The organism is Alkalibacterium subtropicum (genome assembly GCF_900112455.1).
GTDB lineage: Bacteria > Bacillota > Bacilli > Lactobacillales > Carnobacteriaceae_A > Alkalibacterium > Alkalibacterium subtropicum.
This window is the reverse complement of record NZ_FOLT01000003.1, coordinates 193256-207974: the sequence shown is the minus strand read 5'-3', so window position 1 is coordinate 207974 and position 14719 is coordinate 193256. Positions and strand designations below refer to the sequence as shown.

13 protein-coding genes and 1 riboswitch are annotated in these 14719 nt (G+C 49.2%); of the genes, 9 read left to right on the top strand and 4 right to left on the bottom strand.

Annotation, left to right across the window (positions count from 1 at the left end; all coding sequences use genetic code 11):
* Nucleotides 1-36: 36 nt before the first annotated feature.
* Entirely contained in the window at nt 37-765 is a 729-nt protein-coding gene (locus BM049_RS04465; protein WP_091528997.1) for a pseudouridine synthase, read from the top strand.
* 103 nt (nt 766-868) lie between these two features.
* Here the strand turns inward: BM049_RS04465 and BM049_RS04460 are convergent, their stop codons facing one another.
* Together BM049_RS04460 and BM049_RS04455 are read right to left on the bottom strand one after the other, a co-directional pair.
* Nucleotides 869-1132 (bottom strand): hypothetical protein, encoded by a 264-nt coding sequence (locus BM049_RS04460; RefSeq protein WP_091528996.1) that lies wholly within the window; start codon nt 1130-1132, stop codon nt 869-871.
* 126 nt (nt 1133-1258) lie between these two features.
* Nucleotides 1259-2104, bottom strand: a complete 846-nt coding sequence (locus tag BM049_RS04455) for an NAD(P)H-hydrate dehydratase (protein ID WP_091528994.1) — start codon at nt 2102-2104, stop codon at nt 1259-1261.
* 225 nt (nt 2105-2329) lie between these two features.
* Here BM049_RS04455 and pepV point away from each other — a divergent pair, with 225 nt between their 5' ends.
* Both pepV and BM049_RS04445 read left to right on the top strand, forming a co-directional pair.
* The gene (gene pepV / locus BM049_RS04450; protein WP_091528993.1) at nt 2330-3736 is read left to right on the top strand and encodes a dipeptidase PepV; all 1407 of its coding nucleotides are present in this window, start codon (nt 2330-2332) and stop codon (nt 3734-3736) included.
* A gap of 165 nt (nt 3737-3901) precedes the next feature.
* The gene (locus tag BM049_RS04445; protein ID WP_091528991.1) at nt 3902-4831 is read left to right on the top strand and encodes a putative sodium/potassium/calcium exchanger; all 930 of its coding nucleotides are present in this window, start codon (nt 3902-3904) and stop codon (nt 4829-4831) included.
* A gap of 767 nt (nt 4832-5598) precedes the next feature.
* Here the strand turns inward: BM049_RS04445 and BM049_RS04440 are convergent.
* The gene (locus BM049_RS04440; RefSeq protein WP_091528989.1) at nt 5599-6783 is read right to left on the bottom strand and encodes a GerMN domain-containing protein; all 1185 of its coding nucleotides are present in this window, start codon (nt 6781-6783) and stop codon (nt 5599-5601) included.
* Between the two features lie 39 nt (nt 6784-6822).
* Nucleotides 6823-8016: an iron-containing alcohol dehydrogenase gene (locus BM049_RS04435; RefSeq protein ID WP_091528988.1), complete on the bottom strand. Its 1194-nt coding sequence runs from the start codon at nt 8014-8016 to the stop codon at nt 6823-6825.
* A gap of 230 nt (nt 8017-8246) precedes the next feature.
* Here BM049_RS04435 and gcvT point away from each other — a divergent pair, with 230 nt between their 5' ends.
* From gcvT to BM049_RS11800, 6 genes are all read left to right on the top strand, one after another.
* Nucleotides 8247-9359, top strand: a complete 1113-nt coding sequence (gcvT, locus tag BM049_RS04430) for a glycine cleavage system aminomethyltransferase GcvT (protein WP_245751857.1) — start codon at nt 8247-8249, stop codon at nt 9357-9359.
* Nucleotides 9360-9395: 36 nt separating this feature from the next.
* Nucleotides 9396-9782, top strand: a complete 387-nt coding sequence (gcvH, locus tag BM049_RS04425; RefSeq protein ID WP_091528986.1) for a glycine cleavage system protein GcvH — start codon at nt 9396-9398, stop codon at nt 9780-9782.
* A 131-nt stretch (nt 9783-9913) separates the two neighbouring features.
* On the top strand, nt 9914-11269 hold the full coding sequence (gene gcvPA, locus BM049_RS04420) for an aminomethyl-transferring glycine dehydrogenase subunit GcvPA (protein WP_091528985.1): 1356 nt from the start codon (nt 9914-9916) through the stop codon (nt 11267-11269).
* Entirely contained in the window at nt 11270-12745 is a 1476-nt protein-coding gene (gcvPB, locus tag BM049_RS04415) for an aminomethyl-transferring glycine dehydrogenase subunit GcvPB (RefSeq protein WP_091528983.1), read from the top strand.
* Between the two features lie 90 nt (nt 12746-12835).
* Complete coding sequence (locus BM049_RS04410; protein ID WP_091528981.1) at nt 12836-13621, top strand: SDR family oxidoreductase; 786 nt, start codon at nt 12836-12838, stop codon at nt 13619-13621.
* A 476-nt stretch (nt 13622-14097) separates the two neighbouring features.
* Nucleotides 14098-14259: a hypothetical protein gene (locus tag BM049_RS11800; protein ID WP_177188589.1), complete on the top strand. Its 162-nt coding sequence runs from the start codon at nt 14098-14100 to the stop codon at nt 14257-14259.
* Between the two features lie 288 nt (nt 14260-14547).
* Nucleotides 14548-14715, top strand: a riboswitch (Lysine riboswitch).
* Nucleotides 14716-14719: the final 4 nt, after the last annotated feature.

Here is a 14719-nt window from a genome sequence, read left to right as displayed (position 1 = left end):
TACCATAAATTACAGAGCGAGACGAAAGGAGAGCTTATGCGTTTAGATAAATTACTGGCCCACAGCGGCTTAGGTACACGCAAAGAAGTGAAAAAACTGCTGAAGAAGAAAATCGTCGAAGTGAATGATGAAATCATCGTCGACCCAAAAATCCATGTCGATCCTGAGACAGATACCGTGACGGTCGGAGGGGAAATTATCGATTATCAGGAATTTGTTTACTTCATGCTGAATAAACCCCAAGGGGTCATCAGCGCGACGGAAGACCATGTCCACGAAACGGTCCTGGATCTGCTGGAACCTCAAGACAGTCTTCAGGAGCCGCATCCGGTCGGTCGTCTGGATATCGATACAGAAGGCCTTTTGGTCCTGACCAATGACGGGAAGCTGACTCATCGTCTGCTTTCACCCAAACACCATGTGAACAAGAAGTATTTTGCTGAAGTCGAAGGACTGGTCACGGAAGAAGATGTAAAGACCTTCAAAGAAGGCATCACGCTCACTGACGACCACGAATCCTTTCTGACTATGCCGGCTGAACTGATCATTCTGGAAACGGACGAAGCGTCCGGTACGTCACGCGTGGAAGTCATCATCCAGGAAGGTAAATTCCATCAAGTCAAACGCATGATGGCGGCTGTCGGAAAAACGGTGATCTACTTGAAGCGCCTGTCGATGGGCGATTTGAAACTGGATCCGCAGCTGGAACTGGGATCTTACCGACCACTTACGGATAAAGAAATCGACATGCTGAGAAACAGTTAAATTAGGAAGAAAAAGACATGAACCGTCTAAGCCTCGCCTTTAGCTTGAAAAGGGGAGCACCGAACGGTTCATGTCTTTTTTTCTGATTGTTGAACGGCTTGCCTTACAAAACGAACGTCTGCAGAATAAGTGCGAGAAAGCCGGCTGAAATATAAGCGGCTGCAATGCTGAGCGTCCAGATCGTCCGGCGTTTTTCATACGCATATTCTTCATCGGAATATTCACCGCTGGCTTTTGGCATCTGCCAGAGCGTAAACACGAAAATCGCTGCGATACCCAGAAAGTATACGAGCTGAAAATTCAGATACATCAGAATAAAGCCGAGGATAAAGGTCCATCCACTGATCCACAACAGTTTCTTTTTCATTTGAGTTCATCCTTCACAGTAAACTTGGTCACTGTTTAATTGTATCGTTTCTCATGATGACTGGCAATGGAAAATAGTGTGAACGCATGCGTGATCGAAAGACAAAGAGTCTGTGAGCTGTCTGGATCAGAGCCAGCGTCTGTGTTTGTCTGTGGAGAATTCCTTCATGACTTTCGGGATCTCTTCGATGATTGCGGTCGGCAGGGTCACATAATGAGTCAGACTCAGATCATCCGCGATATAGCTGTGCAGATACACGGCTGACAGGACCCCTTCTTTGAGCGTGTCGAACTGGGGAACGAAGCCGCCGATCATGCCGGCCAAAGTATCGCCCATCCCGCCGGTCGCCATGGACGGATTGCCAGTCGTGTTTTCCCAGACTTCATCGTCACAATAGACTTCTGTACGGGCTTTTTTTAGCACGACGATGGCATTGAGCTGTTTGGCATAGCCCAGATTGACATCGTCATACTGGTCATCGGGCGCCAGATGGGTGAGTGTGCGCCATTCGCCCAGATGAGGCGTCAGGATCAGCGTGGCATCAGGTTCAGGCACCGTCTCATTGACATGCAGATAGATGCCGTCGCCGTCCACCAAAAGGATCTGATAAGACTTGACGGTCTCGTAGACAGTCTGCAGCACAGCAAGAGATGTCTCATCACGTCCGAGGCCTGGCCCAAGTACGATCATATCCATAGACTCGACGTAATGCTTCAGCTGCCGTGAATCGGTCATATCCACAAACATGGCTTCAGGCAGACGGGCATGCAGAGCCGCTTTATTGGACGGATGCGTGGCCACTGTGACCAGGCCTGCACCGCTGTATACCCCGGCAGAAGCGGCAAGGATGATCGCGCCGCCCATATGCTCGTTACCGCCGACGAACAGGACCCGACCGTATGACCCTTTGTAGCTGTCGCGTTCACGGGTCGGCATAAAGGCTCTGACTTTTTCTTTAGTGATTTTTTCCATGTGATATCCCTCCTGAAATTGACAAATGTTCTTACCCTTAGTTTAGTACTTCTGACCGAAAGAATCACGCCAAAGCGACTGTTCGAGAGAGGAAAATACCGGAGCAGAAAGCCAAGGCGGAAATCTTCCGACAAAGATTCGACACATTGATTGGCGTTTCATGAAATTAATGATAAAATGATAAAAGAGAGTAAATTTAGCTACTCAATCAAGGAGGACGATTAAATGACACAAAATATTGACTGGAAAGCAGAAGCGGCGAAACGCAAGGATGTGTTTTTCGAAGATTTATTCGACTTGCTGAAAATCGATTCTGTCCGCGACGATGACAAAGCGACAGACGATGCCCCAGTAGGACCTGGTCCCAAAGAAGCGTTGGAAGCTTTTCTTAAATTAGGCGAACGTGACGGTTTTGAAACCAAGAACGTCGACAACTGGGCCGGCCACATCGAATACGGTGACGGCGATCAGCTGATGGGCGTTTTAGCTCACGTCGACGTTGTACCAACAGGGACAGGCTGGGATACCGATCCCTTTGAACCGGTCATCAAAGACGGTCGTCTGTATGCCCGTGGTTCAAGTGACGATAAAGGACCTGGTGTGGCAGCTTACTACGCACTGAAAATGATCAAAGAGCTTGATCTGCCCGTATCTAAAAAAGTCCGTTTCATCATCGGTACGGATGAAGAAAGTGAATGGAAAGGCATCAAGCATTATCTGGAAACAGAACAGGAGCCGGACTTTGGGTTCTCACCTGATGCGACTTTCCCGATCATCAACGGTGAAAAAGGGAATGCGACCGTCTTTATCGAAACCAAAGGGGCGGTAGACGGCGGATCAGAAGAACTGGTTCAGTTTGAATCAGGTCTGCGTCCGAACATGGTCCCACAAGACGCAGTCGCTGTTGTTAAAAGTAAGAATCCGGAAACCTTACAGTCCGGTCTGGCTGATTTCTTAGACGGCTTACCTGTCTCAGGCGTAGCTGCTGTGGATGGCGATACAGTAACATTAGAATTCACAGGTAAAGCGGCTCACGGAAGTAAGCCAGCCAGCGGAGTCAACGCGGCGACCTTCCTTGCTCGTTACCTTTCAGATTTCGACTTTGCCAAAGATGCCAAAGCCTTCCTGGAACTGACGACGTTATATCTTCACGATGACCCTAAAGGTGAAAAACTGGGGATCGCTATCACCGACGAAACCATGGGTGAGCTGACATCCAACCCTGGCGTCTTCTCATTCAAAGCGAATGAAGGCGGGAAGATAACTGTGAACATGCGTTACCCTCAAGGCACGACGGAAGATGAACTGTTTGAGACCTTCAAGACGAAATTGTCAGACTACGACGTCTCACTTTCTAAAGCAGTAGGGAAAGAGCCGCATTATGTACCGGCAACAGATCCTTTAGTCACGACACTTTTAGATGTGTATCACCGTCAGACAGGCTTGGATGCCCATGAAATGGTTATTGGCGGAGGAACCTACGGCCGCTTGATGGAACGCGGTGTCGCGTACGGCGCAATGTTCCCGAACAGTGTGGACACCATGCACCAGGCCAATGAATTCATGGCCGTGGATGACCTGATGAACGCTATGGCCATCTATGCAGAAGCCATTTACGAATTGATCAAATAATTAAAACAGACTGAAAATGACTCATCCCCTTGACTGTTTAGCAGCAGTCAAGGGGATGTTTTTTGATTATTCTTATATAATATATAGCTTTTTGTCGAAAAACGCTCATCAGTTTACGGCAGCTGTGTTATACTGGTTAAAAATAGGTTGAAAAGGAGACGTCTTATGAAAAAGTTACTCGCTGATAGTTTTCACTCCTTAGGTTCGTTTATTAAAGAAAACAAAGCGGCATCCAGCATCATATCGGCACTGGTCCTGATCTTGTTTATTATTGTGACGATCGGCATCGGACGTGCCCAGCACCGTATCGACCGACAGGACTTTCAGGCCGTGGATTCGGCAGTGGATGCGGCTGAAGAAGGTACGGCCACTGAAGAGAATACTGACGACCGGACAGATGATCTGGAAAAAGCAGACAGCACCGCTAATGAAGAAGAAGCTGATGAAGAAGAGGCAGACAAGGATTTAGAGGAAGACCTCGAAACGTCAGAACTGGATGAAGAGACTGACGATTCAGATGTTGAAGAAGAGTCGGCAAATGAAGAAACAGAATGGACAGAGACGGCCGAAACAGCCTCGTCATCAGAGTCGGACTGGACGGCACCAAAAGAGGATCAAGCCTCTCAAAATACGGATGCGTCAAATGAGAATGATGCCAGCCAGTCGTCTGACAAGCAGGAAACAAGCAAAACAGACAGTGGATCCACAGAAGATTCGTCTGTGAAACCAGATACTTCTAATGAAGACTCAGCCAGCGATGCTGACAAGGAGTCAGGTGAAAATCAGTCCGCTGATGGTGAAGATGAGACGGATGAGAAGACGACGGATCCAGTAAAAGAAGAGCCGACGGAAGAAACAGAAGATGAAACAGACGAACCATCAAAAACCGACTCAACAGATGAAGATCAGACGGAAGGAACACCCGTCAAAGATGAACCGGCAGACGAACCGGTAAAAGAGGAAAACAAGAAGCCCGCTTCAGATTCAGGTCAGCAAACAGACGCTAAAGAACCAGCCAAAGACACAGAACCGGCTGGCAACACTACGCCAAACGACAGCAAGCAAACGAGTGATGATCCTGATATTGAAGGATAAGGGTTGAAAGCATTAAAGAAGAAGCTAGCCGCGTGCTAGCTTCTTTTCGTAAGTAAAAGAACAGCTGTAGAGACTACTCACAGAACGTCTAAAGACTGAGTGAGCATTATCTAGACCGAAATGTCGAACTCATGAAAGAGCGAGCTTGCGAGTGAGCAGTTTCATGCTCAAATTGTCGCACTCACGCAAGCCTCGATCAGTGAGTGGACAGTTTCACGCTCGAAATGTAGCACTCACGAAAGAGCGAGCCCACGAGTGAGCAGTTTCATGCTCGAAATGTTGCACTCAAGAAAGAGCGAGCTTGCGAGTGAGCAGTTTCATGCTCAAAATGTCGCACTCACGCAAGCCTCGATCAGTGAGTGGACAGTTTCATGCTCGAAATGTTGCACTCACGAAAGAGCGAGCCCACGAGTGAGCAGTTTCATGCTCGAAATGTCGCACTCATGAAAGAGCGAGCTTGCGAGTGAGCAGTTTCATGCTCGAAATGTTGCACTCACGCAAGCCTCGATCAGCGAGTGAGCAGTTTCATGCTCGAAATGTTGCACTCACGAAAGAGCGAGGCCGCGAGTGAACAGTTTCACGCTCGAAATGTCGCACTCACGAGAGAGAGAACTCGCGAGTGGACACTTTCACCCAATATCGATCAAACACGGGGATACGAAAATCCCAAGACCAATAAGAAAGCTTTGGGGATCCAAAGCTGTCCAAATGAAAAAGGCTGTGCACTCCGATGTCTCAAAGACAAAAGAGTGCACAGCCTTGGTTACTTACTCATTGATGTTTGAATAGTCGACGGACAGGGTCTCGCCTTCCTCGAGAGCGATATGCCCGGATTCATAAGGTTCGTTGTCCAGTGTGAGCAGGACGTCTTCCACATTATAGTAACTGCCGATGGTATTGACGATCCCCTGAAGGATCAGCGCTTCCACACCGGAGCCGGCATTCATGTCCGCAAGATCGACAGAGAAGTCGGCATGCACGACCCCGTCCTGACGCAGGTACATGAAATTGATCTCCGTACTATCCACAATGACCCGGGCCGTTTCAGTATCGGGAGCCTGGCCTCTCAGGATCTCAGCCATGGCCAGCCGGGCCGGTTCGTTGGTATAGAGTTCCATCGTCACCGAAGTACGCTCCAGGCCCATTGCCTGGTCATCGACACTGTAGACCGTCAGTGGAAATTCTTCCGGGGTATTTTCAGCTCGTGTATTGAGCGTTGAGCTTATAATGTTTTCACCCTCTTCTGTCCGGAAGACCCGTTCGACCAGCCCGATGTCTTCAGCGTAATACTCGACCGTTTCGCTGCCGTTCTCCGATGTGCGCGTGACTTCCAGAGCGGTCACATTTCCCGAAGGCAGTGCTTTATCGACAGCGACGCCCGTGATTTCAGAAGTCGATCCGCTGGGGCTTTCCCACGAATGGCCTTCTTCCAGAGGCAGCTGAAGAATGATCTCAAAGTCCTCCTGCTCACTTTCCAGACCGGTATCGGCGAAGTCTTCACGGAAATAGGTTTCTGGCCGTATGAAAACTTCTCTGACTTCATTTTCGGAATACTCATAGATCGTCACGACATCCGTTCCACCGGTCGATTCGACTATCTGGATCGACTCATCTTTGACAAACTGCGGATAACGGGTAAAGGGCGCAAATTCGTTGCCTTCCCCTTCATAATCCATAAGCGTATCTTCAAACTTGGGGAACCAGACGGTCAGATCCTGGTCCACTTCAGCCTGATCATCGTCTTCTGTTTCATCCTCAGGATCAGTCTCCTCGCCGGGATCTCCTTCAGCGTCTTCCGGCACTGCTGACCCGTTTTCGTCAGAAGGGGTTTCTTCTTCCATATCGGGATCCTCTGTGTCCATATCGGGATCGTTGAACCAGCCGCAGCCGGCTAGCAGGACACCCGAGAGGAGAAGGGAAGACAGAAGACGGGTCATTTTTAGCTGCTTCATCAGACGTCACTCCTTTCGAGCGCTTCAAGAACGTATCCATTAAAAGTTCAGGTCCAGAGCTTTCTGGTAGATTTCGCAGGAGACGTCCAGTGTCTGGTCGCCGCGTTCGGAAATCGCTTCGTTACCGTGGTCTTTCAGCTGTCTGACCAGGGTGTCGATATCAGCTTCATCCACACCGACGTCTGAAAGGTTGGTCGGCATGCCGATGGACTTGAAGAAGGCGACCGTTTTCAGGATAGCCGCATCGATCTTGGCTTCTTCGGTGCCTTCTGTGATGCCCCAGACTTTTTCGGCATACTGAACGAGCTTGTCCCATTTCTTCAGTTTGCGTACCACCATGACTGCAGGCAGGATCGCTGACAGACTGCGGGCGTGGTCGGTGTTGTTCAGGACAGTGATCTCATGCCCCAAGCCGTGGGTGGACCAGTCGCCGGGTACGCCGCGGGAGATCAGACGATTCAAGGCCAGGGTCGCCGTCCACATGTAGTTGGCGCGCAGGGCGTAGTCATGGTTGTCTTCATCCACGACATCCGGACCGATCTCGATCAAAACCCGCAGCAGTCCTTCGGCAAATTCGTCCTGGACCATCCCGTTGACTGGGTATGTCAGGTACTGCTCGATGACATGCACGAAGGCGTCAGTGATCCCGTTCGCCAGCTGACGTTTAGGCAGGGTGTAGGTGAGCTCGGGTTCCAGGATAGAAAATTCCGGGAAGACGTGCCTGGAACTGAAACTGATTTTCGCTTTTTCTTCCTTGAATGTAATAACTGATGTTTCATTCATTTCTGAAGCCGTCGCAGGTAAAGTCAATACGGAGCCAAAAGGAACGGCTGATTCGACCGGCAGACCTTTACCGACGCCTTGACCAAAAATGTCTTTTGGATCGCCGTCGAATGCGATGGCTGCAGCGATGAACTTGGTCGCATCGATCACTGAACCGCCGCCGACTGCAAGCAGGTAGTCGTATCGGCCTTCCTTGAACCGTTCGACTGCCTCCATGCAGGTGGAATAAGTCGGGTTAGCCTCGATCCCGCCGAATTCCCCGACGATGTGGCTGTGAAGAGCTTCCTTGACGCGATCCAATGTACCGAAACGTTTCACGCTGCCGCCGCCGTAAGTGATCAGGACCTTTTTACCGTCCGGGATAAGGGCGCCGAGTTCGCTGATCTTATTTCTTCCAAATAATACTTTAACAGGGTTATAGTAGACAAAATCTGACATTGCTTTTTCCATGAAAGTGACCTCCTTGTATAGTACCTCAAGTATAGCATAAGTCCCTGAAAGTCTTAAAAGAGAAGCAGGTGAACAGGCTAAGATTAGAGAGTTATGAATGCGCTTACTTAAATTTCTCATCTTCCCCTTTTCTAGTTTCAGAAGTAAGGGAATCATGTTAAAATGAATAGGAAAAGACAGAGTGGGGAAAGATGAAAACTTTGTCAGAAGAAATGTGTGGAGGGATAGCTTTGGCAAATGATGAAACTGAGTTGCAGCGCACGCCGTTATATCCGTACTATCAGGAAAACAATGTCAAACTGATCGATTTTGGATCATGGGCATTGCCTGTCCAGTTTACAAAATTGAAAGAAGAACATCAGGCCGTCCGGGAACACGCCGGAATCTTTGATGTGTCGCATATGGGAGAGATCAAAGTGTCGGGCGACAAGGCCACCGACTGGCTGAACCGCCTGATCACGAATGACGTGAAAAATATCGATCCCGACCAGGCCGTCTACACGCTGGTCACCAATGAAACGGGCGGTATCCTGGACGATATCATCATTTTCAAGCTCAGTGAGACCGACTATCTGCTGACGCCGAATGCGTCGAACACAAAGAAAATCTGGCAGTGGCTAAATGAGCATAAGGGAGCAGGTATCGAGCTGACCGACTTGTCCAAAGACACGGGGCTGATCGCTATCCAGGGTCCACGAGCCAAGGATATCGTCGCCGAAGTCTTCGGAAAAGAAGTACTGGACCTCGAGAATTATCACTTCAGACAAAATGTTTCGGCGGAAGGTCTGGATAACGTCCTGTTGTCACGCACCGGTTATACCGGAGAAGACGGCTTTGAATGCTATGTGAAATGGGACCAGACAGTAACGCTCTGGAAGAAATTCCTGGAAGCGGGCGCAGCGTATCAGCTGCAGGAATGCGGTCTGGGCGCACGCGATACCCTGCGTCTTGAAGCCGGGATGCCGTTATACGGACAGGATCTTTCCGAACGAGTGACGCCATTGGAAGCCGGCCTTCGATTCGCCGTTAAATGGGACAAATCGGAACCCTTTATCGGTCAGAAAGCACTGGAAGAACAGAAAGAAACAGGCACGACGTACTTGTTACGCGGCTTTGAAGTCCAGGGCCGAGGGATCGCAAGAGAAGGCTATCCTGTATTCAACGAAAGCGATGAAGAGATCGGCGAGGTCACATCGGGGACCCAGTCACCGACCTTAGGTAAAAGCATCGGTTTCATGCGCATCAGAAAAGCCGGCATCAAGCTGGGCGACACCGTCAGGATACAGATCCGCAAAAACACAGTGGATGCAAGGGTCACCAAGAAAAACTTCTTAAAGAACTGATGACACTAAAAACTTATAAATAAAGGAGAATGCATAATGACAGATACAGCTAAATTATTCTACACTAAAGAACACGAATGGGTCGAAGTGATCAATGATGATTATGTACGTATCGGCATCACAGAATACGCCGTCGAGCAATTAGGCGATATCGTTTTTGTCGAGCTGCCTGAAGTGGGGACGGATTTATCCGAGGAAGATGAATTTGCCACGGTCGAATCTGTCAAATCAACTTCTGAGATCTATGCACCAGTGGATGGTTCTGTGGCAAAAGTCAACAGCAGTCTGGAAGACGAACCGGAAAAAATGAATGAATCTCCTTATGAAGAAGGCTGGCTCATCGAACTGCAGTCCAAAGATGCCGTCGACACCTCCGACCTGCTGGATGAAAAAGCGTATCAGGATTATCTGGATACACTTTAAACACTGTAACCTATGACCATGTAGAAAGAAAAGGTTCTAACTGTCCTTTTCTTTCTACCTTTTTATTACAGACTGCGTTAAACGTTTCATAATAAGAATGATGTGGAAAAGCCACATGAGGAGTGATAAGTTTGGACAACCAACACCGTTACCTGCCAACGACCCAAGAAGATCGAAAAGAGATGCTGGAGACCGTCGGCGTGTCGTCGATCAAAGAATTGTTTTCAGATATCCCTGAATCCACCCGGGCAACGAAAGAAAAGACCGTCGAGCTGGAAGAAGCCCTGAGTGAACAGGCGCTGACCCGTTATATGAAGGCACTCGCCGACGTGAACATCACGACCGATACCCACGCGTATTTTATTGGCGCCGGTACATATGACCACTATATTCCCAGTGTCGTGAATCATGTGCTGCTGCGTTCTGAATTCATGACGGCCTACACACCCTATCAGCCGGAAGCCAGTCAGGGAGAACTTCAGGCCCTGTTTGAATTCCAGACCATGATGTGCGAACTCACAGGCATGGATGTCGCCAACTCAAGTCTCTATGACGGGTTCACATCACTTGGGGAAGCCTGCAATCTGGCTACATCTGCGATGAAACGGAATGAAGTCGTCTATTCCGGCGCCATCCATCCGCAGGCCAAAGAAGTGGTCGGGACCTATGCTTACGGTATGGAATACGGCGTGAAAGAAGCCAGCCTGGATGGCACGTATACCGATATGGAGTCACTGAAAGAGCTGGTGAGCGACCAGACGGCTGCCGTCATCATTCAATACCCGAACTTTTACGGCACCATCGAAGATTTGAAGAAAGTCAAAGAGTTGTGTGACACAACAAAAACCTTGCTCATCGTCATGGCTAATCCTTTAGCGCTGGCACTGCTTGAATCGCCAGGGAAACTGGGCGCCGATATCGTTGTCGGTGACACCCAGCCTTTAGGACTGCCGATGAGTTTTGGCGGACCACATTGCGGTTACTTTGCCGTGAAGAAGAAGTTCATGCGTAAAGTCCCGAGCCGTATCGTGGGCCAGACTACGGATGAGGACGGCAAGCGCGGGTTCGTTATGACCTTGCAGACACGTGAACAGCACATCCGCCGAGAGAAAGCCACGTCCAATATGAGTTCCAACCAGGCACTGACTGCTCTGGCCAGCTCTGTGTTCCTGTCCACTGTCGGGAAAGTCGGCCTGCAGGAAATGGCGCACCAGAATATCAGTCATGCCTATTACGTGAAAAATCAGCTGAAAGCCAAAGGGCTGGAGATCCTGTCTGATGATGCCTTCTTCAACGAGTTTGTTGTCAAATGCAACGAGCCGATCGAAGAGGTGTCCAAGAAACTTCTGGAACAGAGCATTGTTTCAGGCTACGATGTGTCCGATTATCTGGGTGTGGATAACGCATTGCTTTTATGTGTCACTGAGAAACGGACGAAAGAAGAGATGGATACACTGGTCGATGTTTTAACAGGGGAGGGAAAATAGATGCATACAACCTATAACGATTTAGTCTTTGAGATTTCCAGAAAAGGACGTCAAGCATACAGCCTTCCGGAATCGTCGATCGAAAAGACGGACCTGGACGCCGTCATTCCCGCTCATCTAAAAAGAGAGATACCGGCTGAACTGCCTGAAATTTCCGAGCTCCAGGTGATGCGCCACTATACGGCATTATCCAATAAAAACTTTGGCGTGGAAACCGGCTTTTACCCACTTGGATCCTGTACCATGAAATACAACCCGAAAGTCAACGAAGATATTGCAAGGTACAGCGGTTTTTCCAACATCCATCCGCTGCAGCCGGAAATGACGGCGCAGGGTGCCCTGGAACTGATGTACCGACTGGAGGAAAACCTGAAAGAAGTGACCGGCATGGATGCCATCTCACTGCAGCCGGCAGCGGGGGCTCAGGGCGAATGGTCCGGCCTTCTGATTTTTAAAGCTTTCCATGAAGCAAATGGGGAAGGCGAACAGCGCAAGAAGATCCTGGTTCCCGATTCCGCTCATGGAACGAACCCGGCAAGTGCAGTCGTAGCCGGATTCGATGTGGTTGAGATCAAATCCAACAAAGAAGGCCGTGTCGGCGTCGAAGCGCTGAAAGAAGCCATCGGACCGGACACAGCCGGACTGATGCTGACGAATCCGAATACTTTGGGCTTGTTCGAAGTCGATATCGTCGAGATCGCCCGGATCGTTCATGATGCCGGCGGGCTCTTGTACTATGACGGCGCCAACGCCAATGCGATCTTAGGCAAATCAACGCCTGGGGAAATGGGATTTGACGTTGTTCACTTGAACCTGCATAAATCATTCAGCACACCGCATGGCGGCGGAGGACCAGGATCCGGTCCGATCGGCGTGGTCGATTATCTGACTGACTTTATGCCGTCACCGCGCATCGAAAAAAATGAAGATATGTACAAATTGACTTACGACCATCCCAAATCGATCGGTCGCGTGAAAGGCTATTACGGCAACTTTGGCGTCAACGTACGCGCCTATGCCTACATCCGTTCGATGGGAGCAGAAGGCCTCAGACAGGTTTCTGAAGATGCCGTCTTACATGCCAACTACCTGAAAGCAAGACTGGAACCGTATTTCGACACGCCATTCAAATCGATCTGCAAGCACGAATTCGTTTTGAGCGGCAATCGCCAGAAAAAACTGGGTGTCAGAACACTGGACATCGCCAAGCGTCTTTTGGACTACGGCTTTTACGCCCCGACGGTCTACTTCCCGCTTATCGTGGAAGAGTGCCTGATGATCGAACCGACTGAAACAGAAGCCAAAGAAACACTCGATGCCTTTGCGGATGCCATGATCGAGATCGCTAAAGAAGCCGAAGCAAATCCGGAACACGTCACCGGTGCACCCTATACAAAATCCGTCAGACGGCTGGATGAAGTGACCGCCGCAAGAAAACCGGTCGTAACGTATCAGAGAGAGACAGGTGCTGAGTAAAAGGGCTGTTCTTTAGTAGTGCCTTAGGCGAAGAGGGGAACGCTGGAACGTGTTGCTGCAGATAAGTTGACAAGTGAGGGAGAGGATAGGATGGATTTAGAACTTTCAGGAAAAACAGCCCTGGTCCTGGCATCAAGTTCGGGACTCGGAAAAGCCATCGCCCATGAACTGGCAAAAGAAGGGGCCAATGTGATGCTTGCGAGCCGGACGCAAGAAACGCTTATAGAGGCAAAAAGTGAGATCGAAATGGATGCCAAAGGAAGGGTTTCCTGTTGCGTCGCGGATCTCACAAATGCCCAGAGTATCAAAGAATTGGCAGCCTCTACACGGAAAGCGTTTGGACAGATCAGTATTCTCGTCAATAACACCGGCGGGCCGCCAGCCGGCTCATTTGAGACGTTCACAGATGAAGACTGGCAGGACGCCTTTGACCTGACCCTTTTAAGCTATATCCGGATGATCAAGGAAATCCTGCCTGACTTGAAAGAAACCAGGGGGCGCATTTTGAATAATGCCTCGTCTTCCATCAAGCAGCCGATCGACGGTCTGATTCTGTCTAATGTCTTTCGGATGGGGATCCTCGGGCTGTCAAAAAGCCTTTCACAGGAACTGGCCGGAGACGGCATCCTGGTCAATACGATCGGAGCCGGGCGCATTCAAACAGACCGGTTACAGGAACTTGACAGCAGGCGGGCCGAACGTGAAGGGAAAACCGCTGCTGAGGTCACTGACTCCATTGAAGCGGGAATCCCGCTGGGCCGTTATGGTCAGCCGGAAGAACTGGCCAAGGCGGCAGCCTTTCTCGTCTCAGGAGCCAACACCTATATTACAGGTCAGCAGCTGCTGGTCGACGGCGGCATGAACAAAGCGTACTAAACTGATTTTTATCTATTTAATTTAGATGACTGACTCGTGTATTGATCAAGCACGGGTCAGTCCTTTCCTTTATAAGGTGACCCGCTCATCATGAGGTAGTAACGGGGGCAGTGAGTTTTGTCATGAAATGACCAACTCACTGAGACTTGTTTGGTGACTGTGCCCCCCTTCAGAAAAAAACGACAAGGGCAGCGACAGCTGACTCGTGAGTCTGTTCCTCTTGGCACAGAGTGACCCGCTCAAATAAAGAATAGCCTGGAACGGTCGCACGTTTTGTAAAAGAAAAAGAGCGGCAGATTGAAAAAATAGTACTTCTCTATGATTTTTGTTAAGATTAAAGAGTGGGAGACACGCACCTGACCTAATTTAAGTCTAAAGGGCATGAGTAGTACAAGTAAAAAACAAAAATGGAAAAATATGTACACATATTTTTCTGATGAAGCGCGGGCTCTATGACATCATGGGAGGCTGAAAAAATGAGTAGAACAAAAAAACTGATCATCACGGCGGTTTCTGTGGCAGGAAGTCTGGCAGCATCTATTTCAGGTCTGTTTCTGACATTCTTTGTGATAGGTAAAAAAATAGATCAGGCTTACTTAACCGAAGATAAACAGGATAACAAAGACTACAACAACTGATCGGGCTTTTTGAGCTGGATTGATTTGCCCGGGGACTTACATTTACAACAGAAAAGGTGTATACTGCCGGCTGCGTGAAGATTCATTTCACGCGGTATTTTTTGTGGAGTCGTGGAAAGGGAATGAAAATGAAGGAAAGAATCAAGCGAGGTCTGGTGTCCTTCCAGATGCATACATACAAGGCGTGCGAAACACTTTAGACATATGACACAGGCAGAAAGCACAAATTAAAATTTTCCCTTGAAACTCCTGAGTTAATAAGGTAAACTGAAAGACGTTGAAAATAGAAGATAAGATAGAGGTGCGAAGAATAAGAGTACTGTCTGGAGGCGTGACTGCCCGCGAATGACAGGAAAGGGTTCTTTGCCGAAGGAAAGCTGAGCGTCATCTCGTTTTCCTGGGCATACGTTTAATAAGCGTATGACTGTCACGCTTGCGTGGAGCACTATCCTTAACTATG

Bases quoted from the DNA above. Each gene is read 5' to 3' on its own strand.
- BM049_RS04460 (WP_091528996.1), bottom strand. From the start codon at position 1,132: ATGAAAAAGAAACTGTTGTGGATCAGTGGATGGACCTTTATCCTCGGC.
- BM049_RS04435 (WP_091528988.1), bottom strand. From the start codon at position 8,016: ATGGAAAAAGCAATGTCAGATTTTGTCTACTATAACCCTGTTAAAGTA.
- BM049_RS11800 (WP_177188589.1), top strand. From the start codon at position 14,098: ATGAGTAGAACAAAAAAACTGATCATCACGGCGGTTTCTGTGGCAGGA.
- gcvH (WP_091528986.1), top strand. From the start codon at position 9,396: ATGACAGATACAGCTAAATTATTCTACACTAAAGAACACGAATGGGTC.
- gcvPB (WP_091528983.1), top strand. From the start codon at position 11,270: ATGCATACAACCTATAACGATTTAGTCTTTGAGATTTCCAGAAAAGGA.
- BM049_RS04445 (WP_091528991.1), top strand. From the start codon at position 3,902: ATGAAAAAGTTACTCGCTGATAGTTTTCACTCCTTAGGTTCGTTTATT.
- BM049_RS04410 (WP_091528981.1), top strand. From the start codon at position 12,836: ATGGATTTAGAACTTTCAGGAAAAACAGCCCTGGTCCTGGCATCAAGT.
- pepV (WP_091528993.1), top strand. From the start codon at position 2,330: ATGACACAAAATATTGACTGGAAAGCAGAAGCGGCGAAACGCAAGGAT.
- BM049_RS04440 (WP_091528989.1), bottom strand. From the start codon at position 6,783: ATGAAGCAGCTAAAAATGACCCGTCTTCTGTCTTCCCTTCTCCTCTCG.
- BM049_RS04465 (WP_091528997.1), top strand. From the start codon at position 37: ATGCGTTTAGATAAATTACTGGCCCACAGCGGCTTAGGTACACGCAAA.
- BM049_RS04455 (WP_091528994.1), bottom strand. From the start codon at position 2,104: ATGGAAAAAATCACTAAAGAAAAAGTCAGAGCCTTTATGCCGACCCGT.